The sequence below is a fragment of the Vampirovibrio sp. genome (genome assembly GCF_041737375.1).
In the GTDB taxonomy this organism is placed as follows: Bacteria; Cyanobacteriota; Vampirovibrionia; order Vampirovibrionales; family Vampirovibrionaceae; genus Vampirovibrio.
This window is the reverse complement of the sequence record NZ_JBGSRV010000002.1, coordinates 1-22,966: the sequence shown is the minus strand read 5'-3', so window position 1 is coordinate 22,966 and position 22,966 is coordinate 1. Positions and strand designations below refer to the sequence as shown.

General features: G+C 49.6%; 26 protein-coding genes, 2 tRNA genes and 1 pseudogene. 18 read left to right on the top strand and 11 right to left on the bottom strand.

Going from position 1 to position 22,966, the window contains the following annotated elements:
* Window positions 1–207 precede the first annotated feature (207 nt).
* The 9 genes from ACEW81_RS00370 (at window position 208) to ACEW81_RS00330 (ending at window position 4,446) form a co-directional block, all read left to right on the top strand.
* Window positions 208–663 (top strand): YaiI/YqxD family protein, encoded by a 456-nt coding sequence (locus tag ACEW81_RS00370; protein WP_373530975.1) that lies wholly within the window; start codon window positions 208–210, stop codon window positions 661–663.
* A gap of 41 nt (window positions 664–704) precedes the next feature.
* Window positions 705–1,028 (top strand): ArsR/SmtB family transcription factor, encoded by a 324-nt coding sequence (locus ACEW81_RS00365; protein ID WP_373530974.1) that lies wholly within the window; start codon window positions 705–707, stop codon window positions 1,026–1,028.
* Window positions 1,016–1,225 (top strand): arsenate reductase/protein-tyrosine-phosphatase family protein, encoded by a 210-nt coding sequence (locus ACEW81_RS00360; RefSeq protein WP_373530973.1) that lies wholly within the window; start codon window positions 1,016–1,018, stop codon window positions 1,223–1,225. Before ACEW81_RS00365 ends, ACEW81_RS00360 begins: the two co-directional genes overlap by 13 nt.
* A 40-nt stretch (window positions 1,226–1,265) precedes the next feature.
* A complete protein-coding gene (locus ACEW81_RS00355) occupies window positions 1,266–1,760 on the top strand; it encodes an ArsI/CadI family heavy metal resistance metalloenzyme (protein ID WP_373530972.1) in 495 nt (164 codons plus the stop codon).
* A complete protein-coding gene (arsB, locus tag ACEW81_RS00350) occupies window positions 1,760–2,824 on the top strand; it encodes an ACR3 family arsenite efflux transporter (protein ID WP_373530971.1) in 1,065 nt (354 codons plus the stop codon). The genes ACEW81_RS00355 and arsB overlap by 1 nt, the downstream gene beginning before the upstream one ends.
* 177 nt (window positions 2,825–3,001) lie before the next feature.
* A tRNA-Gly gene (locus ACEW81_RS00345) sits at window positions 3,002–3,074 on the top strand.
* Between the two features lie 197 nt (window positions 3,075–3,271).
* A complete protein-coding gene (locus ACEW81_RS00340; RefSeq protein ID WP_373530970.1) occupies window positions 3,272–3,760 on the top strand; it encodes a hypothetical protein in 489 nt (162 codons plus the stop codon).
* A 141-nt stretch (window positions 3,761–3,901) separates the two neighbouring features.
* The gene (locus ACEW81_RS00335; protein ID WP_373530969.1) at window positions 3,902–4,105 is read left to right on the top strand and encodes a hypothetical protein; all 204 of its coding nucleotides are present in this window, start codon (window positions 3,902–3,904) and stop codon (window positions 4,103–4,105) included.
* A 113-nt stretch (window positions 4,106–4,218) separates the two neighbouring features.
* Window positions 4,219–4,446 (top strand): hypothetical protein, encoded by a 228-nt coding sequence (locus ACEW81_RS00330; RefSeq protein ID WP_373530968.1) that lies wholly within the window; start codon window positions 4,219–4,221, stop codon window positions 4,444–4,446.
* Window positions 4,447–4,467: 21 nt separating this feature from the next.
* Here ACEW81_RS00330 and ACEW81_RS00325 read toward each other — a convergent pair whose 3' ends face one another.
* From ACEW81_RS00325 to ACEW81_RS00315, 3 genes are all read right to left on the bottom strand, one after another.
* Window positions 4,468–6,330, bottom strand: coding sequence for a motility associated factor glycosyltransferase family protein (locus tag ACEW81_RS00325; RefSeq protein ID WP_373530967.1), 1,863 nt, complete (start codon window positions 6,328–6,330; stop codon window positions 4,468–4,470).
* 116 nt (window positions 6,331–6,446) lie between these two features.
* The gene (locus ACEW81_RS00320) at window positions 6,447–7,112 is read right to left on the bottom strand and encodes a hypothetical protein (RefSeq protein WP_373530966.1); all 666 of its coding nucleotides are present in this window, start codon (window positions 7,110–7,112) and stop codon (window positions 6,447–6,449) included.
* Between the two features lie 190 nt (window positions 7,113–7,302).
* On the bottom strand, window positions 7,303–8,433 hold the full coding sequence (locus tag ACEW81_RS00315; protein WP_373530965.1) for a YkgJ family cysteine cluster protein: 1,131 nt from the start codon (window positions 8,431–8,433) through the stop codon (window positions 7,303–7,305).
* An 8-nt stretch (window positions 8,434–8,441) separates the two neighbouring features.
* Between ACEW81_RS00315 and ACEW81_RS00310 the strand changes: the two genes are divergently transcribed.
* On the top strand, window positions 8,442–9,269 hold the full coding sequence (locus tag ACEW81_RS00310; protein ID WP_373530964.1) for a prolipoprotein diacylglyceryl transferase: 828 nt from the start codon (window positions 8,442–8,444) through the stop codon (window positions 9,267–9,269).
* Here the strand turns inward: ACEW81_RS00310 and ispF are convergent.
* From ispF to ACEW81_RS00290, 4 genes are all read right to left on the bottom strand, one after another.
* Complete coding sequence (gene ispF, locus ACEW81_RS00305) at window positions 9,266–9,763, bottom strand: 2-C-methyl-D-erythritol 2,4-cyclodiphosphate synthase (protein WP_373530963.1); 498 nt, start codon at window positions 9,761–9,763, stop codon at window positions 9,266–9,268. The genes ACEW81_RS00310 and ispF overlap by 4 nt on opposite strands.
* 58 nt (window positions 9,764–9,821) lie before the next feature.
* Window positions 9,822–10,649 (bottom strand): hypothetical protein, encoded by an 828-nt coding sequence (locus tag ACEW81_RS00300; RefSeq protein ID WP_373530962.1) that lies wholly within the window; start codon window positions 10,647–10,649, stop codon window positions 9,822–9,824.
* A gap of 123 nt (window positions 10,650–10,772) precedes the next feature.
* Window positions 10,773–11,588 (bottom strand): Cof-type HAD-IIB family hydrolase, encoded by an 816-nt coding sequence (locus ACEW81_RS00295; RefSeq protein ID WP_373530961.1) that lies wholly within the window; start codon window positions 11,586–11,588, stop codon window positions 10,773–10,775.
* Window positions 11,589–11,630: 42 nt separating this feature from the next.
* A complete protein-coding gene (locus ACEW81_RS00290) occupies window positions 11,631–12,017 on the bottom strand; it encodes a winged helix-turn-helix transcriptional regulator (RefSeq protein ID WP_373530960.1) in 387 nt (128 codons plus the stop codon).
* 320 nt (window positions 12,018–12,337) lie between these two features.
* Between ACEW81_RS00290 and ACEW81_RS00285 the strand changes: the two genes are divergently transcribed.
* From ACEW81_RS00285 to ACEW81_RS00270, 4 genes are all read left to right on the top strand, one after another.
* On the top strand, window positions 12,338–12,802 hold the full coding sequence (locus ACEW81_RS00285) for a DUF5069 domain-containing protein (RefSeq protein ID WP_373530959.1): 465 nt from the start codon (window positions 12,338–12,340) through the stop codon (window positions 12,800–12,802).
* Between the two features lie 66 nt (window positions 12,803–12,868).
* Window positions 12,869–13,333 (top strand): DUF5069 domain-containing protein, encoded by a 465-nt coding sequence (locus ACEW81_RS00280; RefSeq protein WP_373530958.1) that lies wholly within the window; start codon window positions 12,869–12,871, stop codon window positions 13,331–13,333.
* Window positions 13,334–13,532: 199 nt separating this feature from the next.
* On the top strand, window positions 13,533–14,681 hold the full coding sequence (locus ACEW81_RS00275; protein WP_373530957.1) for a KamA family radical SAM protein: 1,149 nt from the start codon (window positions 13,533–13,535) through the stop codon (window positions 14,679–14,681).
* A gap of 289 nt (window positions 14,682–14,970) precedes the next feature.
* Window positions 14,971–15,285: a hypothetical protein gene (locus tag ACEW81_RS00270; protein WP_373530956.1), complete on the top strand. Its 315-nt coding sequence runs from the start codon at window positions 14,971–14,973 to the stop codon at window positions 15,283–15,285.
* A gap of 75 nt (window positions 15,286–15,360) precedes the next feature.
* On the opposite strand, the gene ACEW81_RS00265 is transcribed toward ACEW81_RS00270, so the two are convergent.
* Complete coding sequence (locus ACEW81_RS00265) at window positions 15,361–17,004, bottom strand: peptide ABC transporter substrate-binding protein (protein ID WP_373530955.1); 1,644 nt, start codon at window positions 17,002–17,004, stop codon at window positions 15,361–15,363.
* A 242-nt stretch (window positions 17,005–17,246) separates the two neighbouring features.
* Here ACEW81_RS00265 and ACEW81_RS00260 point away from each other — a divergent pair, with 242 nt between their 5' ends.
* The 4 genes from ACEW81_RS00260 (at window position 17,247) to ACEW81_RS00245 (ending at window position 21,139) form a co-directional block, all read left to right on the top strand.
* Entirely contained in the window at window positions 17,247–19,793 is a 2,547-nt protein-coding gene (locus ACEW81_RS00260; RefSeq protein ID WP_373530954.1) for a beta-galactosidase, read from the top strand.
* 16 nt (window positions 19,794–19,809) lie between these two features.
* Complete coding sequence (locus ACEW81_RS00255) at window positions 19,810–20,178, top strand: hypothetical protein (protein ID WP_373530953.1); 369 nt, start codon at window positions 19,810–19,812, stop codon at window positions 20,176–20,178.
* 273 nt (window positions 20,179–20,451) lie between these two features.
* Window positions 20,452–20,524 (top strand) — tRNA-Glu (locus tag ACEW81_RS00250).
* Window positions 20,525–20,770: 246 nt separating this feature from the next.
* The gene (locus ACEW81_RS00245) at window positions 20,771–21,139 is read left to right on the top strand and encodes a hypothetical protein (RefSeq protein WP_373530952.1); all 369 of its coding nucleotides are present in this window, start codon (window positions 20,771–20,773) and stop codon (window positions 21,137–21,139) included.
* On the opposite strand, the pseudogene ACEW81_RS00240 reads toward ACEW81_RS00245, so the two are convergent.
* From ACEW81_RS00240 to ACEW81_RS00230, 3 genes and pseudogenes are all read right to left on the bottom strand, one after another.
* A pseudogene (locus tag ACEW81_RS00240) lies at window positions 21,071–21,976 on the bottom strand (recombinase family protein); the annotation flags it as partial. The gene ACEW81_RS00245 and the pseudogene ACEW81_RS00240 sit on opposite strands and share 69 nt — an antisense overlap.
* A 454-nt stretch (window positions 21,977–22,430) precedes the next feature.
* A complete protein-coding gene (locus tag ACEW81_RS00235) occupies window positions 22,431–22,700 on the bottom strand; it encodes a helix-turn-helix transcriptional regulator (RefSeq protein ID WP_373530951.1) in 270 nt (89 codons plus the stop codon).
* A 55-nt stretch (window positions 22,701–22,755) separates the two neighbouring features.
* On the bottom strand, window positions 22,756–22,966 hold a 211-nt coding region (locus ACEW81_RS00230), incomplete at its 5' end, for a hypothetical protein (RefSeq protein ID WP_373530950.1).

Sequence of the window (22,966 nt, the reverse complement as noted above, 5' to 3'; positions counted from 1 at the left end):
ACGGATGGCTTGCAAAGAAGGCTTTATGGCCAGTGGCCTCATTATTTTGAGTGGCTGGCGTGAACCTGCCACGCTTGGGCTGCTTTGGGTGGTTGTGGCTTGTGGAAACCCGATGCTGGCTTAAATGCGATACACTGGTGGGGTGTTCTCTTCAACGTTTTGGCGGGGAGGGAGCTTGTATTTACAGCGAAATGGCGAGTTTGTGACATGAAAATTTGGGTGGATGCCGATGCTTGCCCAGGCGCGGTTAGGGATATTATTTTGAGGGCGGCAAACCGCCTGGTACTGCACACCACGTTTGTGGCCAACAAGGCTTTGTGTTTGCCGGTGGCCCCTCACCTCTACTTTGTGCAAGTAGCGGCGGGCCCCGATGTGGTGGACTTGTACATTATCGAGCAAGCTCAACAAGGCGAATTGGTAATCACTCAGGATATTCCACTGGCGGCCCAACTGGTGAATCAGGGGGTCACCGTGATCAGTCCCCATGGCACCCTGTTTACCGATGGCAATATTGGCGATCGTTTGGCCAGCCGAAACCTGATGAGCGATTTACGGGATACGGGCATGATCACCGGTGGCCCCAAGCCCTTTGGGGAAAAAGAAAAGCGGGCCTTTGCCAATGCCTTTGATCAAACCTTAACCCGCCTTTTAAAGGACGCTTAAGAGACTCCAAACCATAATTCCAGTATTCTGGAATTATGGAAATGTTGGAAGCTGTTGAAGCCCTTGGCGCATTGGCCCACGAAACCCGCCTTGAGATTTTTCGATTGCTCGTTCGACGAGGCTCCGAGGGGTTGGCGGTGAGTCAAATTGCGGAACACGTTAAAATTCCGCCTGCCACCCTGTCTTTTCATCTGTCTCACCTGCAACGGGCCGGATTGATTCATTCCCAACGTCTGAGTCGCCAAATCATTTATTCTGCCCGCTACCCCCTGATGAAAGACTTACTCGGCTTCTTGACGGAAAACTGTTGTGAGGATGCCGGTATGAATGATGAGTGCAAGGAAACGACGCAATGTCCAAATTAAAAGTTCTATTTCTCTGTAACGGCAATGCCTGCCGTAGCCAAATGGCGGAAGGATGGGCCAAGGTGCTGCATTCGGATTGTATAGATGTCTATTCCGCTGGAACCGCTCCCCATGGGCTGGATCCCAACTCGGTTACAGTGATGGCAAAATGCTCACCGCTTATCGTCAGGTTCGGGATGAAATTCAGGCATTTATAAAAACATTGCCCTCACTTTTAAGATTAGAGGAACCAATCTCATGACCACTGCCAGAGTTCATATCAATTTGTTCGTTTCAAATTTAGAGGCCTCCGTTTCTTTCTACAGTAAAATTTTTAATGTGCCGCCCTCTAAACTCAAGACGGATTACGCCAATTTCAGGCTGGAAACACCTGCCTTGCACCTAGCTCTGGTGCATCAACCGGGTATGAAATCCAACTCAGTCACGAATGGCCAAGGGCAGCATTTTGGGGTGGAACTGTTTGATGATCAGGTTCTAAATACCTGGAAAGAGTCGGTTAAATCTCAAGGCTTAGTACCGCATTTGGAAGAAGAAAACGTGACCTGTTGTTATGCGGTGGCCAACAAGTTTTGGTTGCACGATCCCGATGGCAATGAATGGGAGTTTTGGGTTCGTCACGATGATGAGGGAGAAACGTTATTCTCTTCCAATGAGGCCACCCGTTGTTGCGCCCCTGAAGCAATGCCTGTGAGTGAACCCGCTGTCAGTAATCGAGAAAGTTGTTGCGGATAATGAACGACTCGCCGCTTTGCCGTTTATCCCCGTTGGATCGGTATCTCACGCTGTGGATCTTTTTGGCCATGGCGGCAGGCATTGCCATTGGCTATTGGAATCCTAATGTTGAAGCCGTGATGGGTCAATTTCAAGTGGGTACCACCAATATTCCCATTGCCATTGGCCTGATTTTAATGATGTACCCCCCTTTGGCCAAAGTGCGCTACGAGGCGCTGGGCGCAGTTTTTAAAAACTGGAAACTGCTGGGGCTTTCGCTCATTCAAAACTGGATTATTGGCCCCGTTCTCATGTTTGTTTTGGCCATTACGTTTTTATCCGATACGCCGCATTATATGGTTGGCCTCATCTTGATCGGCTTGGCTCGGTGTATTGCCATGGTTCTGGTCTGGAATGATTTGGCTGATGGGGATAGCGATTACGCAGCCGGATTGGTGGCGTTTAACAGTATTTTTCAAGTTCTGTTTTATAGCGTGTATGCCTGGCTGTTTATTACCGTTTTTCTGCCATTATTGGGGTTAAAAGGGGCCATTGTACCTATTAGTATTGTGGAAGTGGCCCAAAGTGTTTTAATTTATCTGGGAATTCCGTTTATGGCAGGCATGCTGACCCGCTATGGCTTGCTCAAAGTTAAAAGCGCCGCTTGGTATTCAAACACCTTTATTCCGGCCATTAGCCCCATTACCTTAATTGCTTTGCTGTTTACCATTGTGGTGATGTTCAGCCTGAAGGGCAATCTGATTGTACAGATTCCCCTGGATGTGGCCCGAATTGCGCTGCCTTTGCTGATTTATTTTGTGCTGATGTTTTTTGTGAGTTTTTATCTTGGCAAAAAGGCGGGGGCGGATTACTCCAAATCGGCGTCTTTGGCCTTTACGGCTTCTGGAAATAACTTTGAGCTGGCCATTGCGGTGGCCGTGGCTGTTTTTGGCATCAATTCCGGGGAGGCCTTTACAGCGGTGATTGGGCCGTTGGTTGAAGTACCTGCCTTGATTATTCTGGTGAATGTGGCCCTTGGGCTTCGACAGCGCTGGTTTCAGTCTGCCGTATCCAAAAATGGCTGAAATCCGCCAGAAACGGTGAAAAGCGTTGTTGTAAACTCTTTGTTACAAAAGATCGCCCAAACCCTGCGGCTCCCCCGGAAAAGGTTGACAACCTAAAACCCTTGATTGACAATAGTTTTCACTGAATTGTCAGACTGCTTTGGAAGCGTATAGCAACCAGTCTCCAGCAATTCCCTTGCGGGTGTAACTCAATTGGTAGAGTACTTGCCTTCCAAGCAAGATGTTGAGGGTTCGAGCCCCTTCGCCCGCTAATTTTAATTCTGGGTTCCAGTTTTTTTCAAGTTGGCATCGTGAGCGTTTCAAACACCATTTAATCCACAATGCTACCGGGGGGTGATGATGAAGGCTTGGGTAATCTTTTTGGTAGCGGCTGGTCTGTGGCTTGCTTTCATTCCCGCGCCGGTAGCCGCTCAAAATAGCTGTCAAAACAAAGGGTTTGCCGTTATTATGGCCACTCCGGTTTCTTCACGGATTAACTGGGTGGGCGATCGGGTGGAGGCTGTTTTGTCGGAGCCATTGGCCTTATCGCCACAAAGCACCTTGCCCGCCGGAAGTTTAATGAAAGGCAGGGTAGCTGCGGTTAAACTCTCGGCCCGGAATAAACCGGGCAGCATCCGGCTTCAATTCACCCTTGCTTCTCCACTCCCTCCCCACACGCCGTTCATCGCTCAAATCAACACCCCCGACGGCTGGCTGAGACAAACGGATGAAAATACAAATAGCTGGACGGTATCCCCCTTGCGCTCTACCCGCTTGCTGAACCAGAAAATCCAGCAGCGACTGGGGAGTGACCGAGCCGTTTGGGCCTCCGTATTGGGCCTCAACCAAAATACCATTCCTGCTGTGGAATCCGATCGCTTTATGAGAGACTACAACCGAAACGATGTGATGGTAGGGGCGGGCGATCGGTTGCAACTGCAATTGCTTTGCCCTTAAACGGGCCTTCCTCAGCCTCTCCTTTAAATCAATCGACCCCTTTTAAAATCATTGCCCTCAAACAATCTGCCTGTCCCGGCAATAGACGGCCCCGCCTCAAACCGGTATGATGAAGCATTGAAACCGTTGAGGGTTTATTTTATGGAAATACGCTGCCCACAATGCGGAAGACAATCCGTGGTGGCCCAGGATATTGAAGCCTTGAGTGATTCCGCCCTTCTGGTCAAGCTGGAAAAGCGGATTCAACTTTGCTGCCAGCAGTGCGGCTGGATGGGCTTTCGAGAAATGCCGCTGGATGCCGTGGAGCGAGATACGCCGGACCACATCCCGAACTCGAACGCCTGAACCTTTGAAAAAAACTTTGAAAAAAGCCGCTCCCCAACACCCGTCAAGCTCGCCACTCCAAAGCGAGATGATTTTTTAGTGAAAACAGCCGTATATTAATTGAGGACGCTCGCATGGAAACCGAACAAAGCCAAATCTCCTTACCCCCTGCTTTATATCGACAATTGAACCGCTTAAAAGCAGAAGGCCAATTCAACAGTGATGCGGACTTACTACAAGCCTGTTTTGAAGCACTGGAGCGAAGCTGGGAACGGAGTGCCGGACAAAAAAACAGCAGTTTGCGCAGTACAACACCGTACATGAGCCGCCCCGGCCTGGGAATTGAAGATTACGATACCTAACATTGTAGACGGGCTTATTTGCTAGTGAAGGCTGCTGGATGCCAACGCAGCCTGATAGCCAGCCATGGCCTTTTTAAGAGAAGGAAGCACCTGATTTTCAAGCAAATCGGCGCTTTGCTTGCAGAGAGCTTTTAGCTCTTTTTGGGCTTTAAAAGGCCCGTCCGACAGGGCCAGAGTCGCTTGAAAACGATCCTGAAAAGTCCGCAGCTCATGAATAAGCACATAAGCCGCAAAGGGATACCCCGAAAACCGGGCGTAAACCTGCTTGTTGGCCTCCAGCATGGCTTGGGCCAGTTTGCGAATATCGCTTTGATTTCGGGATACCTTAAGCCCCAGTTCCCGCCAAAACTGAATATGTTGTCCAACTTCCAGCTCAAATGCCTGAACCGCTGCCAGCAAATCTTTTGTTTTAAGAGCCGCATCGCTCACACTGTGACCCGGCGGTTCCATCAAGGCGTAGGAGGTCTTCCAGTTGGAAAACTCAGCGCTTAACGTTTCCAAATGCCGCAACGGAAACCCTTCAATATGGGCGCCGCCCAACGAGGCGTTCCACAAGGTGGTGGGCTTTTCCTTTTTGGCGTTTTCCAGGGCCATCTCTTCCAGATGAATTAAAAAACTTTTGTAAGACTGTAAGGTGGGTAGCTCTTGCCCGTCTTGCCCCATTACGTTAGTCAGTGCGTAGGGGGCTGCGTACAGTGTTTCCGAGGTTTCCAAATCGAGTTGTCCCTGCTCGTTCAAGCGCATTTCTACGCCACCGGCATACACTTGCCGGTTTGGAAAAGCCAAATCCTGCCCCACCAGCACAATGGGATCACATTGCAACACTTGGGCCATTTGAAAGCCAATAATGGATACGGTTCCCCCGCCACCCAACCGCAAATGCTTGCGGCTGAAAGCCTCATCCAGAAAATCCACAAACTGGGTGTTATTTTGAGCCAGCATTAACAACTTGCCCCGGCTGGGGATTTGAAAAACAGTGGGCTGGGTAAAGGGACTGACCACAAAGGTGATCTCTCGCAAATAGCTGTCGGGCAAGCCGTGAACCTGCTCCCGCATGCCGTTGGCATCATAAAACAGGGCAAAATCCGGGGTAATTCCGGCATCATAAAGCCGGTGTAAAGCCCCGCCCACCGCAATTAATACCGCAGCCCCCTGCATGGTTTTAAGATGGGGCAGCATGGCATCTAAAGATGGCCCTCGGGAAATCACCAGCGCTGGCTTCCCGGCAAACTGGCCTGCCAACGCATCCATGGTTTCCATGGCTCCAAAATTGGAGGAGTTTTCAAAAAACTGCTGAATCCATTGCACATGAAAATGTTCGCCCGTTTTGAAATCCTGAATGCGAAACAGTTCCATGCGGGTAATTTGGGCCATTAAAGGCTCAATTTCATCGGCAAACAGGCTGGCGCAACCCGGCAGGGTTAAAACATCCAGTTTGTACTGGCTGTACAGTTTTTTGCGAAGGGCCGTCAAAAACTCCAGCTGATCGCAAAACAGGGCCACACGGGGCAGAGCCAGCAAATGGGCCAAATCCACGTTTTCCAACACAAAGCGCAGCAAGGCCCGATCGGGTTCATAAATAATGATCTGGCCGGGGCTTTTCTGGCTTAATTCATCCAGCAAATAGCCCAGCCCTACGCCCAATAGCACATGCACTCTATCGGCCATTAGGGTGGCCTGCTCAGCAATCATTCGCCGGGTTTCCTCAAAGGGCGAGTGGGGGTCATGCAAAAATACGCCCCGATACTTCAGGGTAAAGCCGCCGTCCGGGCAGGCCAACAATTCAAAATCCGTAATGGGAGTTGCTGCTTCCAAATGCTTGACGGTGGCCGCATGAAGCGGATTGGTGGCTAATAAAGCCTGGATGTTTTGCTCGTAATACATGGCCAGCGCTTTCCCGTGTTCATAAGATAGAATCCGTTTTCAGACTAGCCTGAACCCGAGTAAAACACCTCCCTCAGCCAGAGGAAATAATGCGATGCTGGTCGTTGGGAGGGTCGTTATTGATTGGTGGATACTTGCTGATGCTCAAACCCTGGAGAATCTTCTGGTAAGTCCTTATAGCCCGGACTGGAACGTACGAATTGTTCCAGGGTGCCTTGGCGGGTTTCTTGCTCCAAGCGGTTTTCCCGATCCACCAAGGCGTTAATGCCTTCCGGGATTTTGGCCAACGTCGGGTTTTTCGCTTTCAGTTCCATCCATACGGCAGCCTCAAAGCGCCAGCTTTCCACTTCCTCGTTTAAAGAATTTAATTCATCATCGTGCATGGCCTCATGAGAAATCAGGGCGGCCAACGCCTCTGGTGGGGCAGAGCGATGCTTTGCGTTCACAAAAATAACCTGTTCGCCCTGACTGCTCATCCAGCTCAAGGCATCGTAATTTCTCAGCGATTTGTTGATTTCTGCCATGTTTTTAAACACCACCCGCACCGGCTTATGCACAATTCGACGCAGGGAGCGCTCTCCCTGACTTTCCTTCATCAGATAAAACGCCTGCATAATGGCATTTTCACGGGTGCAACGTAAAAAAGCGGTCATGGTGTAGTGGGTTTGAGAAAAGGCGGGAACTTCCACGCAAAGCCCCAAAAGCAGACAAAAAGCCAACACACTGTAAACCAGTTGCAAGCGGGATAACCGGGCAAGATCCGAACGTATTCCCTGGAGCATGGGCGAGTTTATCCCTTCAAAAAATTGGGTGAAAAATTCCATACCGTGGTTATCGACCGTTTTCAAAAATCTTTAAATTAAAATTTTAGAAAACACGTTGAAAACAGGGGGGCTGAAAAGCCAGTCATCCCAAGGTTTGCCGCATTGAAAGCCGTGTATTCAGAGAGGTTACTCAGGATTTCCGCAATTGCTACATTGTTTGCGATGCGGCCAGCACTTTTAATAAAACCCCACTTTTAAAACGACCCATAAAAAAGTGAAAGAACCTGGGCTGATGACCGGTGTAATAACGCTCCACCAAGCGAATGGCGGTGGCCACATCCGTTTGGCAGGTTTGACCCTCTCCTTGTAAGGATGCCAATGCTTTGGCGTACCAGCGAACCAGCAAAGCGGCGATACCGGCCATGGCTATTAGGGATTCAGCGGAACCTCCCGCTGACAACAAGCGATTTCGGCACAGCAGGTTGTACAAAAACGCCTTCAGGTGTCGTTCATGGTCTGGGTGCCAAAACACCTGCGCCTGCGCCCGTAGCGCAACAGGTTCTCCAAACAACCGGGAATCATGATAGGTTCCACCGGTCAGTAGGCTCAGTAAACTCAGGGTGCGATAGGGCTTTCGTAAAAAACAACAGGTTACAAGCTGGTTCAGCCACGGTTTGGGTTTTAGCAGCTGAGGGCTTACGGAATGGCCAGAAGGGTTCAGGCTGGCCTGAACGTGAGCCAGCGCCTGCTCGGCGGATAGATTGTCTTCTTCAAACCAGCGTTGCCAGGTTTGGCGAATGGCCATATAGTGTTGCCAATCCATGGTTTTAAAGGCGCTTACCTGAACCCGTGCGGGGAAATCGCCAATGTCTTCCAGCCAGGCCTGAGAATCCTGAATGGCGGTATCGTCCGCTGGCTGGGACGGGTGGGCAGTTGTTTTGGGGAGAATGGGCTGAAAGGCCAGCAGGAGTTTCTCTGAAATGGATTTGCAAGCGGCGGAAGTGTCATGGCGGGCGGTTCCATCGGGCATTCGCACGGTGGCAAACGGAAAGCGCTTGCATTCATGGGGCTTCAGGGCTAACCCTTCGTTTACTTCAATCAGGCAGCGTTTATCCGGGGCCAAAAACACGCACACGTTTTCATCCGTCAGCGGAATTCGGTAAATTTCTGCCGACTGAGGGGACAAGGCCCGCCGGGTGCTTGCCAAGCGTTGCTGAACCCACGCTTTTTGCAGTAACTGCTCCGCTTTATGGGTTTCAATGGGAATATTCCAGCTGCTGCAGCACTCTCCACACAACTGACAATTAAAATAAACCGCTGGATTTGAGTCCTGACTCATATTCCCTTATGATACTCAGTATCGTGCATCAACGCTGGGGCCATTCCATGTATCCGCTTTTGTTTGAATTTTTTGGGCTTAAAATCCACGCCTACGGCGTTTTAGTAGCGCTGGCCTTTTTGCTGGGCTTCGCTTTAATTGCCTACCGGGCCAAGCAGGCCGGAGACAAGGTGGATGACTATACGGAAGCCCTCATCTGGTTCATTATAGCAGGCATTGGCGGCGCTAGACTCTTCTATTTCATCTGGTTTCCCGCCCAGTTCTTTCAAGATCCCATTGGTTCCTTGCTCAGTCAGGGCGGACTGGTTTGGTATGGCGGGGTGATTGGCGCCTTTTTGGCCACCGTGATTTATACCCGGCTTAAACAAATCCCGCTGCATCATTTTGGAGACATCGTGGTGCCAGCCGCCGCACTGGGGTTGGCTATCGGTCGAATTGGCTGCCTGCTGGCCGGATGCTGTTATGGGGCACCCTGTGATTTGCCCTGGGCCATTCACTACCCGCATCAGCACGAAACGGGCGGCATGGCCGTTCACCCCGCCCCCCTTTATGAAACCGCCCTGATGCTATTGGTGATGGGCCTTCTTTTAAAACTGGACAAACACAAGCCGTTTGAGGGCTTTACCACCTGGTGGTTCTTTATTTTGGCCGGAATGGTGCGCTTTGTTCTGGAATTTGTGCGGGGCGATCAGCTGGTATGGAGCCAAAGCCTGCAAATAAGCGCCTCTCAATGGATTAGTATTGGTGGTATGGCCATTGGGGCGGCCATGTTGTTCTATCTTTCCTGGAAAAAGCGACAAATTCAGGCCAGCGCATCCAGCCCATTGCCGCTTTAAACAGCCACCAACAAGGCGGTTACACTGGCCGCAATGGCCTCTTGGGTGCCCACTGGCGGGAATTTTTCGGCGGTTTTGGCCTTTACGCTCACACAATCCAGCGGCAAGCCCAGCAAATTCGATAAATTTTCCCGAATTTGTTGCTTATACGGCCCCAACTTGGGCTTTTCCAGAAAAACAGTGGCATCGATGTTACCAGTCTGGTAACCCGCTTGCCTGATGAGCGGCAAAATCTTCTGTAATAACCGGGTGCTGGAAATACCTTTGTATTGCGCCTCGGAAGGCGGAAAGTGATCGCCAATATCCCCCAAACCGCAGGCGCCCAGCAAGGCGTCAATTAAGGCATGTAGCAACACATCTCCATCCGAATGGGCTTCACTGCCCAGCGCAAAATCCACCTGAACACCGCCCAGCATCAGCGGGGGGCCTTCCACCAAGCGGTGAATATCGTAACCCTGACCTATTTTATAAGGAAACTGAGGGGAAGCTGGCATAGGAAATAGCGTGTCCTAATTAACTAGACTGGTTTCTGAGAGAACTTTTTTTGCCGGTTTATCTGTCAGGGTCGGTGGGGGGATTTTTCTTCAGCAAGGCTTTTAAAGCATTGGAACGTGCCTGTCCATTATCTTGGGCATTGCTCATATCCCGTGCAAAATCTATAATCGCTTTGGGATAAAAATCATTCTGACCACCCAAGGCCTCCAGCAACTTTGCAGCTTCGGTGTTTCCCTCCCGGGCCGCCACAGAGGTTAAACTCCAGTTGTTCCTGTTAGCGAGATCCACCTTGGCGCCATTGTCCACCAATATGGAAATGTTTTCCAAATGGTTTTTGCGTACGGCATTGACCAATAACTGGTTAAACCGTGCCGGAAAACTTTCCTGAAGTTTCTTAAGCGCCTTTTGAGTCGTTTCAAACGTTTTGACAGCCGCTTCCTGATGCGCGGGGCTTTGCGATGTCCAGAAGTTATTCAGGCTTTGCTCAGCCAATTGGCGACCTTCCTTGAGCGGCTGAACCCTGTGACGTTCTTCTGAAATCTCACGTACAGTATCCTGAGCTCTTAAAAAATCTTGTTGGGTCAACTGGGCATAAATGTTTTGCAGCATGTTCAGCTTAGAAAAGATGCTCTTCTCGGCTTGGGCCAATTGAATTTCAGGGGCTGAGACAGGCAATAGGTGGCCATTACGGATTTCTTCCAGCATCTTGAGCTGGAAGTAATTGGGAAGGGGATTGTTGTTCTGATGAGAGGATACCGGTAACGAGGCGATGCAAGTAGCCATTCCGCATAACGCCAATGTTTGTTCCCGCTTGGTTCGGGCTTCGCGAGACAGATTGGCAGGCTGGTCAACCGATCGATGGGCATTTCCTATAAGAGAGAGCATGGTGTCAATCCTTTGTTGGGCGAGTTCCTAATATAAGCGTCTGTCTTAGACATAAAAACAAAGGCATGCTTATTTTGCCCATGCGTCCTGAGTTTGGTGGGTACAGTGGGGCGTTTTTTTGCTTTAAGCCTTCAATGGCAGGCTGCCTAGCACGAACTTTTCAATGGCCTCGGCAGCGCCGTCCTGGTGGATGGTGGTGGTCACAAAATTGGCTTTTTCTTTCACATAATCCGGGGCATTGCCCATGGCCACACCCACCCCGGCATGCTCAATCATTGAGAGATCATTGCCCTGATCGCCAATGGCCAGAATTTCATCGGGTTGAATGCCCCATTCCTCGGCCAGCGCCTTCAGGGCGTTCCACTTGGAGGCGGATACATCAATAATTTCGCAAAAATTGGAGCGAGAGCGGCAGAATGACAGACGTCCGGCAAAATGGCCGAGCAGGTACGCTAACAAAGTGTCCAGCCGCTCATCATCAATCACCATAATTTTAGTGGGCGGCTGAATCATGCAGCCCAGCAAGTCATCATGGAAAATAGGCTCTACCCCGGAAGCCCGCCGGTAATAACTGGCATGGTGATTGCTGGGATGGGTCCATAGTTGATCATCCATATACAAATTGATGTGGTATTTTTCCTCAACCAGCGATGTCATCACTTCCTGCGCCAACGGCATGGCAATGGGGGCATGAAAGCGCAAGGCATGTCCTTCAGTGATTTCCCGAACCATGGCCCCCTGATACGTGACCATAGGCTCTACAATCCCGATTTCACGGGCAAATGGCAGGGCGGATAAAAACATGCGTCCGGTGGCGATGACCACTCTTACTTCGGTGTTGGCAATCAAGTGGCTCAACACCTTGAGGACTTTGGGACTGATTTTAAGTTGATCGTTGACGATGGTGCCGTCAAGATCTAAAGCAACAAGTTTAATCATGCCCTCATCATACTATCCATTGGCCGGAAGGCAAACCCGCCCTTAATCGCTATCTCTGTCGTAGGAGGCTTCTGGCGCCTCCTTATCTTCTTCGCACCAGCGTTTGGCAATTTCAAACAGTTCATCCAGGGCGGTTACCAGTTCTTTACCCCGTTCCGATAACCCGTAGGTCACCTGAGGCGGAATGGTGGCCACATGATCCCGGTAAACAATGCGAGACTCTTCCAGCAGTCTCAAACGCTCGGTGAGGACTTTGGCCGACAGGCCGGGAACACTGCGCTTGAGCACCCCAAAACGCTGGGGCCCCTGAGAGCAAAGCACCCATAAAATATAACAAGTCCACTGGCCCATAATCAGGCGCAACAACGAATCCATAGGGCAGCCCGAAGGGCTGTGCGGCAGTTTAGGTTTTAAAGGCTGAATAGACACAAGGGCCTCCTAACAGTTCAGAAAGCGAAAGATTCAAAAAGAAAAGACGAGAAATAAACAAAGAAACGACGTTAAATAGTTGGTTACCAATTAGAAACTAGTTACTAAAAAGTACCTACTTTTCTTTTGTAACCGGCAGATTTATACTGCAAACCAGTTACTTATAGTAACCAGATTACTACAAGTAACATCAATTGCAAAGAGGTCCCCTGAATTCGAAATAAGGCCCTGCGCTCCCTGAGATCAGGGATGTGTTTGTCCCTTCTAGGGTGAGACTTCTTGAACAACCGTTTTATAGCCCGTTTTGAGGATATTCCAGCATGACCACCACCATTGAATCAACCTCGCTAAAAACTCTGGCCAAGGATTTAAGCCAGGAACCACCCAGAAGCCCCCGAGACACCTTGGCGGGCTATGTGATTGCCGCCCGCATTTTGGATAAATGCCGAGCTTTCCTGAATGGCACGGCCGGGGAATATGATTTTGACTGCTATTTGGATAATGTATTTTTTGGCTTTACGGGCATTAAAGCCGATGATTTCAAAGCCTTTGTGGCCACTGGCGCCAGCGATGAAGCCGTTGCCGAATGGATTACCCAGCATGCCAAGCCCATGGAACGTTTGGAGCTTGTGAAATGGAACAATCACCTGCGCTACGCCAATATTAAAGAGATGGAAGACTCATTCCAGCTTTTTATGGAAGACTACATTGAAAAAAATGTGCCTAAGCACCGGCCCATCTATCACGCCTTTGATATTTTTGACCTGGAAGAAGGTCGGCTTTAGAACCATAAAAGCACCCTTAGTCAGTAATAGGAATTAAGTCAAGTTTATTGAAGAGGTATCCAAATAATGACTACTGCAACCGTTTCTGATCAGCTCAAGGCGTTGGCCAAAGATCTGAGCCATGACTATCCTCGCAGCCCTCGGGAAACCATTGGAGGCTATGTGTTGGCCGCCCGTGCCCTGGATAAATGCCGGGCCACGCTGAATGGCACCAATGGCGAATACCACTATGACTGCCCGTTAGATAACATGTTTCTGGGCTTTGCCGGAATCAATGCCGATGAACTCAAAGCCTTTGTGGCCACTGGCGCTTCCGATGAGCAAGTGGGCGAGTGGATCCAGCAACACGCCAAGCAAAAAGATCGTTTGGAAGTGGTGAAGTGGAACAATAGCCTTCGCTATGCCACCATTAAAGACCTTCCAGACGCCTTGCAACTGTTTATGGAAGATTATGTGCCGGAAGTGGTACCTGCTGGCAAGGTGGTTTACCACTTTTTTGATGTCTACGATATTGAAGAAAAACGCATTTAACAGGCTCTAAAACGCCGACAGGCTAATTCGGCTTATACGTTTGGCGGACTTGTCAGGCCAGAGGCTTTCGCTAGAATAGGAGAACCTCAGGAATGGCAAGTCCGCCCCTTTATCCCGCCCAGTACCCAGCGCAAATACGATGTAAGAAAAAATACCACCATTAACGGCAACCTGAACTGTATTGAAGGGAGAACGCCTCATGGCTCAAATGCTCACCAATCACCTGGACCCGCCACTGTGGTGTCCCAATGGCCAAGTGCTAAAAAATTACACTCAGGAAAAGTTAACGCCTGAGTGGCATGACTGGAAATGGCAGTTCAGAAACCGCATTACCAGTTTGGCGCAATTGAAGGAATACGCCCACGTTACCGGGGAAGAGGAAAAAGCCTTTCAGGCCGCCGGTAAAAACCTACCGTTTGCCATTACCCCCTATTATCTGGACTTGATCAATCCGCTGGACCCGCAAGATCCCATTCGCAAAACCGTCATACCTCGCATGGCCGAATTTACCACCACCTCGGCGGAAATGGTCGACCCCTGCGGCGAGGATGGCAGCATGGTGGTACCCGGACTGGTACACCGTTATCCAGATCGGGTGCTGTTTCTGGTGAATGAAACCTGCTCGGTTTATTGCCGCTATTGCACCCGCAGCCGTTTGGTGGGCAGTGGCAAGCACGAAGTGGAGTTTTCCGCCGCCTACGAGTATTTGCGAAATCACCCCGAGGTTCGGGATGTGCTGATTTCTGGCGGAGATCCGCTGGTGATGAGCGATGACAAGCTGGAAGGCATTTTGGCGAACCTGCGAGCCATTCCCAGCATCGAAATTGTGCGAATTGGCACCAAAATACCGGTGGTGCTTCCTCAGCGCATTACCGATGAGCTGGTGAATCGCCTCAAGAAATACCACCCCTTTTATATGAGCATTCACTTTCTGCACCCCGATGAAATCACACCCGAAGTAGAAGCGGCCTGCAACAAGCTGGCCGATGCCGGGATTCCCACTTTTAGCCAAACCGTATTGCTAAAAGGGGTGAATGATGATCCGGTGCTGATGAGAACCTTGATGCAAAAACTGCTCAAAATTCGGGTACGGCCCTATTATATTTATCAATGCGATCCAGTGCAGGGAACTTCCCATTTCCGCACCAGTATTGATAAGGGACTGGAAATTATGGAGCACCTGCGGGGCCACACCACCGGCTACGCCATTCCTACCTACGTGGTGGATGCACCCGGTGGGGGCGGTAAAATCCCGGTTTCCCCGGATTATATTGTGTCCCGAGAGCCGGGTCGAACCGTGCTTCGCAACTACAAAGGCGAAACTTACCAATATCTGGAAGACGCTTAATAAAACCTGTTCTGTTCCACGAAAAAACGTTTAATTCAGCCTCCTACCGTGTCCTTTCAGGGCCTGTGGGATGCTGTTTTTTTAAGTTGAATGGATGCGTTTGTTAAGAAATTGTCATTAACTCAACTCAAATCTCATTTACTTGTTTTTATACAATCACAAGGACAAATTAAAAAACGAAATGATTCATTACTGGTGCCTCAAGCTTAAAATCCAGTATTTGCAATTAACGTTTTAAGCATATCTTACTGATGGGACAAATGTTAACGAACAATGGGGGGAATTTAATATGGCAGGTATTAGTGGATTTGCAAAAGGTGTCAAAGCGGCTTTCAGCAAAAATCACGCTGGTAAAACAGGTTTATACAAAAACAGTGCCGGCAACGTAAAAGCAAAGCCCGGCTTTGAATTAGCCAAAGGTCAAAAGGGTGGCGGCACGGTTAAAAAAGATGAATTTGCAAATGCGTTGTTGAGAAACCCAAAAACTGTTGCCGCAGTTGGTGGAGCCGGGTTAGTGGGCGGTGGCTTGGCCTATAATTCTTTGTCCAGCGAGCCTTCTTCTCCACAGGCTGCTGCTAAGCCGCAAATGGGTGGCTACTACTAACCTATCCAATTAATACACTCAATAAAAGCTGGCCGGATTAATGTCTGGCCAGCTTTTTATTATGGCGTTAGTGAATTAATCAAGCACTCGTAATTCATCAAAATTGGGTAAATTCAGGGCGTTAATGCTTAAGCCCTGAATGCGGGGTTTTACCAGATAGGTTTTTTCTGAGGCATAAACTGGAATAATGGCCGTTTCGGTTTCCAGTAATAATTGTTGGGCCTGATTGTATAACTTTTGGCGCTGGACAGGGTTCAAGGTAATTACCGCTTTTTGCACCCATTGATCATAACGCTGGTTTTTCCATTGGGTATGGTTATTGCCACTGCCGGAGAGAAAAACATTCATAAAGCTATCCGCATCCGGGTAATCCACAAACCAGCCCAGGCGAAAAATTTGGGGGGGATCCTCATCCAGCTTGCTTAGCAATACTTTCCATTCCATATTGTCCAGCCGTACATCCACGTTTAAATTTTTCTTCCACAAGTACTGGGCAATTTCAGCTTCTTTTTGAATATCGTACTGGGTTTGGAAACTCAAATGCACGGTAGGAAAGCCTTTACCTTCCGGGTACCCTGCTTCGGCCAGCAGTTTTTTGGCTTTTTGGGGATCATAGGCAATGCCTCGCTGTGGGTTGTAGCCCACCAGACCGGGGGTAACCCATGACGTCATGGGTTTTTGGCCGCTTTGCATCAGCCGGGGGTAATAACTGCGATCTAGCGCGTAAGCAAACGCTTGACGCACTTTGGGGTTATTAAATGGCGGTTTTTCTACGTTAAAGCCAAAGTAGCTAATTCGGTGCAAAACGCTGGTGCGGCAATCTGGACTTTTCCGCAAGCGACGCACATCAAACGATGGAATGCTGGTGGTGGTTTCAATGAAATCAAGCCCGCCATTCTCATACATCACCACGCTGGTGTTGGCATCGTTAATCATGTACATTTCAATGGCTTTAACCTGCGGCCGCTTGGCGGGGGCGGACTCGTAGAAATAAGGGTTGGGGGTCAGTACAATTTTTTCTTCATGCGTCCACTGGGCCATTTGGTAAGCCCCGTTACTGAGCATGTGACTGGCTTCCGTAAATTTATCGCCGTAGTTTGTCACCACATCCCGGCGTAAAGGCAGCATCACCGGAGAGGCGGCCAAATCCAGAAAGAACGGGGTGGGGCGCTCCAGCTCCACGCTTAAGGTATGGGCATCCACGGCATGAACCCCCACCTGGGAGAAATCCTTGAGTCTGCCCTCGTAGAACGCCTTGCCATTTTTCAGCTCATACAGAAAAAAGACGTAGGGTGCCCCGGTGGCCGGACTTAAAGCCCGCTGCCACGCAAACAGAAAATCATCGGCAGTCACTGGCTTGCCATCGCTCCAGCGAGCATTTTTTCGCAAATGAAACACATAGCGCAAGCCATCCCCGCTTCTTTCCCACGATTCGGCAATGGCCGGACTAGGATGCATCTCGGCGTCAAACTGGGTCAACCCCTTGAACAGGGGCAACAGTACGCTAAACGAGGTTAAGTCATCGGTTTTGGCCGGATCTAGATCGGGAGGCTCGGTGCCCAGATTCATGCGAAACGTGTGCCGTGCGCTTTCAGCGTTGCTGAGAGAGTCGGGCTTTTTGCACCCTGTGCTTGCCAGCAGGGCAAGGGTTAACAGGGCCGCGCAACACCGGGAAACAACTAAAACGGGGACTGCTTTGGGCAATGGAAACACGGGCATCCTCACCTGGAAAAAAACGGTTCTACAAACGTCAGCCAATTGGGGTCTGTGCTTGTATCATAACATCCCGTATGATGGAGAGACGTGGTTGAGAATTCCGGCCAGTGACCCCACCTGGCATCTGGATCAAAACCCTATGATAGCGAAGCTTTTTTAGATCAAAGCCCGCTAAATGGTCATTTCATCGATGAGGTAGGGTTACCGGGCGGGGCAACCGGTAAGCATTGGAGGCGGAAATCGGCATGCTGGACATTACCTACGACAGGTACTCCCTGATTATTGACGGCAAGCGGGAATTTATCCGCAGCGGGGCCATGCATTATTTCCGGCTGCCCAGTCAGGAACTTTGGCAGGATCGCCTGTTTAAGCTGAAAGCCGCTGGCTACAATGCGGTGGATCTCTATTTTTGCTGGAACTACCATAGCCCAGCTCCCGGCGTTTACGATTTTACAGGCATCCGGGATATTCAACGCCTGCTGGAAATTACGCAGGAACTGGGCTTGTATGTGATTGCCCGACCCGGTCCTTATATTAACGCCGAGTATTCGGGTGGTGGTTTTCCGGGCTGGCTGCTGGCCAAAAGGCACCTGCCTCTTCGCAACCGACGGGAAGGCGCTTTTGAGTGGTCGGATGAGTACATGGGCTATGTGCGGGAATGGTGGGCTCAAATCACCCCGTTTATCAAAGCATCGCCCAATGTGATTATGATGCAGATTGAAAACGAGTACGCCACCCTGGAAGTGGAACCCGATTACATGCGCTGTCTTTATGAGATGAGCCGGGAAATGGGGGTTACAGTACCCCTGTTTCACAACGATCTGTATGTGGCGGGTTTGTATGAAGACATTGTGGATATTTACTCGTTTGATAATTACTCGGTCACGCAGTTTGAAACCGACTGGCGGGAGATGCCGGAAGTTTTTCAGGTGCTGGACAATGTAGAGAACAGTTTACGCCCTTTCTGCCAAAACCGCCCGTTAATGGCCGCAGAACTGCAAGCCGGATGGTTTGGCACCTGGAAGGGGTATAAGTATGAAAAAATTACGGAAACATTGGGGCGGGAACATATTGCGATTTCCACCAAAAGCCTTTTGGGACAGGGACTGACCCTATTTAACCATTATAAGGCTATTGGGGGAACCAATTGGGACTATACCGGCAGCATAGAAACCTATACCTCTTATGATTTTGGCGCTCCCATTTCGGAAGCGGGCCTGAATACCGAGCGACTGTTTGAAAGCAAGGCGCTGAACTATTTCTTACAAAGCTTTGACCTGACCACCACCGAGCGTGAGGAACACGCTCCCCTACCGCTTTCTCACTCGGAATGCTTTTACGCTTGTCGTTCCCTTCAGCAAGATCCTGATGCCCGCTGGCTGTTTTTACGCAACCTGACCTATGAACCCCACACCTTAACCATTGGCGATCATGATTCGGTGACGATTCGCCCTTTTGAAATCCAGATTTTGCCTTGCCAGATCCCGTTGGCTTCAGGTTATCGATTGGTCTTCAGCAATGTAGAGCCGTTGTATCAAAACAGCACCACGCTGTTGCTAAAGGCCGATCAGCCAGCGACTTTGACGTTGGCTCAAAATGGTCACCCCACCCCTTTAAAAAGCGAAGCGCCGCCCAAGGGGGTTGAAATCCTGCATCAGGAAGCCGATCGTTTAACCCTTTACTGCCCGGAATTGCCGCAACAGGAATTGCGACAATTCAAGGTGGGCGATTTGACCATTATTTTCTTAAGCCGACAGCTGGTGGATACCTTTTGGCTGGAGCCAGATGGGAGCATGGTTTGTGGGCCGGAAACCAGATTGCCGGATGGTGGATATAGTTTAACCAGCCCGAATTTGAACTGGTTCACCATTAGTTCCGATGGCGAAACCATTCAGAGCCATAGGGCTAACAACGACGCCGGGATTGATATCCCCATACTCAAGCAGTGGGATATTTTGAATGAGGCTCCCGAGCTTACCCGGTTATCCCTGCTCAAAAAAGACTTTAAACCCGTCAGCGTTGAGGGGCTGGATTTAGACAGCAACGCAATTTACGAAGGCTCGGCCTGGTACTGCTTGAACTTGCCTTCGGCCCGCCCCCAACACATTACGGTAGATGCCCGGCATATCTGGGGCGTTTTTCTAAACGGCCAACTGATCGGGGAAGATCGGCAACTGGTGCTGATTTACGGCATGGCACACGCGCAGCCCGTTGAAATTGCCATCCCGGAAGCGCTGTGGCATCAGGAGGGTCCTAACGAACTTTTGATTTTCGTCAGCGGACTGGGGCATCCCAAGGGTTTCCATGATGACGCCCAAACCCCCCAGGGGTTGCTGGGCCTTTGGGTAGATGGGGAGGCTCAAAACGCGCAGGTTCTGATTGCCCCGGACAGCTTTAGCCGACGCGCTGACGCCAGTGCCTTCAATCTTTCTGGGCTCGATACGTTTCAAAGCGCGCCTATCGTGTTAATGAGAACCGAGTTTACGCTGCCAGATCATCCGTTATTAGAAATTCCATGGGGGCTTAAGCTTCAGGATGTTGATTTTGAGCGGATCGATATTTATCTTAACGGCTTGCTGATTGGCCGTTACTGGCGAGATTGTCGTCGGCAGGAGATTTTCTATTTGCCCATGGGGGTTTTAAAGCAAGGCAGTTCCCAAAAAAACGTGCTGGAGCTAATCGTGGTCAATTTTAGCCCGTATATCGACCGGGCTCGCCTGTTGCTTCAGCCGCAGCAAGTAGCCCTGCACCCTTACGCGATATTCCACCGTACTTTACAGAAGCAGAAATGACCACTACACTAGTGTTATGACTGTTATTCCAAATTTTATTCTAAAACGGATGTATAAAGCGGGTAGTTTACGCAAACTGCCCGAGGGAATTGGCTTTGACATCGTGAACAACCTAGGGCCCGGACAAATTTCCCTGGTTCAAAGCATTTCTTTGAATGAAAAGGTTTATCCTCCAGCGCAAATTTTTCTGGTGGTAAACGGAGTGTCCATGGCGGGTACCAGTATTAGTGAGGAAAACCCGGCCACTTTTTTCCTGAATCAGGTGATCACCTGCGTTATTGAGGATACCAGCCTGCCAGAGGGTTCTTATGACATAAAGCTGGATCTGGTTAGCCGTGAGGCGGGTAAGGTCAGCTTATCGGTGCAGGACAGCTTGCGGGGTTAAATTTTTCCGCAGGGGTGGGCATGGTTTTTTAGGGAATGGCTGATTGGCTTTGGCTGCTTGTTTTTCGGGCACGGATACGCTTAAACTCTTTCCAGTCAAAGTTCCAGAGCGCTGGAGCTTACCAAAAGCTGAGTTGAAGAGGGATTCAAAGCTTTTAATGCTCAGGAAGGTTATGACACTTTAAAAAAGTCCTGCTTTCCCAAAAGAAATGAAGTGTAAATCACTTGACTCAGGCGTTTAGTTTCAGTATCTTATATCTATTCGCTTCTACACGCCCCCATCGTCTAGAGGCCTAGGACACCTCCCTTTCACGGAGGCGACGGGGATTCGAATTCCCCTGGGGGTACTTACCATTTAAAACCATTTCCTTGTAAAAGTAATCGAAGGGCTCAACCAGCTCCACGGTTACTTTTTCGGCTTTTAGGGAAATGTTCGAAGTGATCGATTTTATCAGATCCCCCTTTTCTTGCTGATTCCCCTCTTTCCAAGTCTCTGAGAGCATTCCGGGGAGTTCTAAGAACTGATCAAATAATTCATAGTATGGGATCTGTGCTTTAGTGATTCTGGCCTGAGCCTCGTCCAATGCCTGTAATTGGCTTTCCAGCTTGGCAGCGGTCGATTTCCAAAGCTCCTCACTGATTTTCTCGTCAATCCGATCTTCGTAAACCTTGGCTATTCGGTTATTGATTCGGTTCCGCTCCTTGGTGATACGCTCGCTTTCATCGTTCTCAGTATTTTGCTTAGCGTGTTTCAGCTCGTAGTAGGATTTTTTCATCTCGACCTTATAATCCAGCGGGAAAACGAGTTTTTCAAAAATAGCATCGAGCTGCGCCGTGATGGAGCGCTCATTGATATAGCCGGTATCACATTGGCGATTGGCCGCCTTCCAGCAGCGGTAATAGATATAGCGCCCGCCCCGCTTCTCCTCGCCACACATGGGAGATCCACACTCGCCGCATGAGAGGGCATGCTGGAAGAGAAAATCATATTTCCGGCCCTTATGCCGGGTTCCTTTCGACAAATGCCGCTGGACGTTCGCCCAGGTTCTGCCATCCACCAGTTTTTCATGACTCCCCTTGTAACCGATGCCCTGATAATGGACTTCACCCGCATAAACTGGATTGGTCAGGATGTTGTATATCTGGGTTTTTGGCACCTTGGGCATGGTGGCACGATAAAACAGCCCGGCATCGTGTAAGGCATCCCGGAGGCTTTCCAGAGAGTGACAGCCATCGGCGTAAAGCTCAAACGCCCTCTGAACTAGCGGGGCCTTATCCGGGTCAATTACTAGCTCACCTTTAACCATCCGATACCCATAGGGGGCCTGCCATGCCCAGCCGCCCTGTTTTATTTTTTGCAGGATGCCTTTTTTCGTTTCCTCCCGCAAATTGTCGATATAATTCTTTGCCAGTAAAACCTTCAGCCCTTGCACCAGTTTGGTGTGACCCGTTCCAGCCTTGCTGATAATCTCGTTTTCCTTCACCAGGTGGAACTCGGCGTCATGTTCCAGTGTTAGCTGCTCAATAAGCACATAGTCCTTAAAATTCCGGGTCAGGCGGTCGGTTTTCTCCACAAGCACGATTTTGGGTGCTTTCTTGCCTTTCAAGGCGGCGGCCATGGCGTTAAACTGCTTCCGCCCCGCCTTGCCAGCTGTAACGCTTTCCACATATGCGGCGGCAATCGTTAAGCCCTGACGCTGGGCATATGCTTTCAATAATTCCAATTGAGACGGTATGCTGAAGCCCTCACGCTCCTGATCCTTTGTGGATACCCGTGCGTAAATAAAGCACTCGGCCATGGCGGCAGTCCTTTTCTGTTTTTTTTTAATAACTCGTATCAGCCCGGTGAAAGCCGGGCTTTTTTGTTTTCTTCCGTAGCGAATCTGGCTTGAGAGCCAGCAACAAATCCCCATTTGCGCTACAGAACTAAGACAAGGGGCATCATACCTCAAGTATGGAAAACCCATGCATAAAACCACTTTGAAATTTTTACAAAGTGAAGAAAATCCCGTGTTCACTCTCTCCGGTGCAGATCAACGGGATAGAAAATCATCCTCAGGTGAATTTTGTCTATTGCCCATGCGGGTGGTTTGAAGTTACATGAACGAATTCAAGTGGACAGTGATATATACAACTAGGGGGGCCTTTGAGCATAGAAGAGGGGCTGATTTCTGACGGCTTGTTTTTAGAAATGTGCAGGAAAGATGAAAATTTCAGAAGGAGAGTATTGAAAACATTTGCAGAGTTGAAAAATCAAGATCCCAGTCTCGCCTTGAGTTCCTCAAATAACCAGGATTGAATTTCTGGCGGGGTTTTATCGATGATTTTCAAAGCCTGAAGCCTCTCAAAGGGGATTTCCAGCTCGCTTGCAATCCGGGCTAATACGTCATCCGAAGGGCTTAGGTTCCCAGATTCAATGCTGGAAATGTTTTGCCTCCCGTAGTCTACGAGCTTGGCCAGTGCTTCCTGCGATATGCCCACGTTGTTTCGTTGCCGTTGAATCAGCTTGCCCAATTCGCTCATTGGGCGATCTTATGATCAGGTATCTGTTTTTGATACGTCTAGGATTTTTAGACGGTTATTCTGTCCTGTTTCTGGCTTTTTTGAAATGGTCAAAAATACGAGATATTGCAATTGCCAAAACTGCAACTAGAATGGTCTGGCTTGCATGGTCAATTTTCTTGGGGTAAAACTCGCCAAAGTAAAGACATTGAAGACCTACAGTGGCTGTAATAACCCCAATACCAATACATAAAGCTGTTAAGGGCTGATGTGCGGGAAACATATAA

Coding starts and splice junctions, on each gene's coding strand:
- ACEW81_RS00280 (WP_373530958.1), top strand. CDS start 12,869: ATGACTACTGCAACCGTTTCTGATCAGCTCAAGGCGTTGGCCAAAGAT.
- ACEW81_RS00340 (WP_373530970.1), top strand. CDS start 3,272: ATGGCCACTCCGGTTTCTTCACGGATTAACTGGGTGGGCGATCGGGTG.
- ACEW81_RS00370 (WP_373530975.1), top strand. CDS start 208: ATGAAAATTTGGGTGGATGCCGATGCTTGCCCAGGCGCGGTTAGGGAT.
- ACEW81_RS00315 (WP_373530965.1), bottom strand. CDS start 8,433: ATGAGTCAGGACTCAAATCCAGCGGTTTATTTTAATTGTCAGTTGTGT.
- ACEW81_RS00310 (WP_373530964.1), top strand. CDS start 8,442: ATGATACTCAGTATCGTGCATCAACGCTGGGGCCATTCCATGTATCCG.
- ACEW81_RS00275 (WP_373530957.1), top strand. CDS start 13,533: ATGGCTCAAATGCTCACCAATCACCTGGACCCGCCACTGTGGTGTCCC.
- ispF (WP_373530963.1), bottom strand. CDS start 9,763: ATGCCAGCTTCCCCTCAGTTTCCTTATAAAATAGGTCAGGGTTACGAT.
- ACEW81_RS00295 (WP_373530961.1), bottom strand. CDS start 11,588: ATGATTAAACTTGTTGCTTTAGATCTTGACGGCACCATCGTCAACGAT.
- arsB (WP_373530971.1), top strand. CDS start 1,760: ATGAACGACTCGCCGCTTTGCCGTTTATCCCCGTTGGATCGGTATCTC.
- ACEW81_RS00360 (WP_373530973.1), top strand. CDS start 1,016: ATGTCCAAATTAAAAGTTCTATTTCTCTGTAACGGCAATGCCTGCCGT.
- ACEW81_RS00260 (WP_373530954.1), top strand. CDS start 17,247: ATGCTGGACATTACCTACGACAGGTACTCCCTGATTATTGACGGCAAG.
- ACEW81_RS00320 (WP_373530966.1), bottom strand. CDS start 7,112: ATGCTCCAGGGAATACGTTCGGATCTTGCCCGGTTATCCCGCTTGCAA.
- ACEW81_RS00265 (WP_373530955.1), bottom strand. CDS start 17,004: ATGCCCGTGTTTCCATTGCCCAAAGCAGTCCCCGTTTTAGTTGTTTCC.
- ACEW81_RS00285 (WP_373530959.1), top strand. CDS start 12,338: ATGACCACCACCATTGAATCAACCTCGCTAAAAACTCTGGCCAAGGAT.
- ACEW81_RS00300 (WP_373530962.1), bottom strand. CDS start 10,649: ATGCTCTCTCTTATAGGAAATGCCCATCGATCGGTTGACCAGCCTGCC.
- ACEW81_RS00330 (WP_373530968.1), top strand. CDS start 4,219: ATGGAAACCGAACAAAGCCAAATCTCCTTACCCCCTGCTTTATATCGA.
- ACEW81_RS00255 (WP_373530953.1), top strand. CDS start 19,810: ATGACTGTTATTCCAAATTTTATTCTAAAACGGATGTATAAAGCGGGT.
- ACEW81_RS00335 (WP_373530969.1), top strand. CDS start 3,902: ATGGAAATACGCTGCCCACAATGCGGAAGACAATCCGTGGTGGCCCAG.
- ACEW81_RS00355 (WP_373530972.1), top strand. CDS start 1,266: ATGACCACTGCCAGAGTTCATATCAATTTGTTCGTTTCAAATTTAGAG.
- ACEW81_RS00270 (WP_373530956.1), top strand. CDS start 14,971: ATGGCAGGTATTAGTGGATTTGCAAAAGGTGTCAAAGCGGCTTTCAGC.
- ACEW81_RS00365 (WP_373530974.1), top strand. CDS start 705: ATGTTGGAAGCTGTTGAAGCCCTTGGCGCATTGGCCCACGAAACCCGC.
- ACEW81_RS00325 (WP_373530967.1), bottom strand. CDS start 6,330: ATGTATTACGAGCAAAACATCCAGGCTTTATTAGCCACCAATCCGCTT.
- ACEW81_RS00235 (WP_373530951.1), bottom strand. CDS start 22,700: ATGAGCGAATTGGGCAAGCTGATTCAACGGCAACGAAACAACGTGGGC.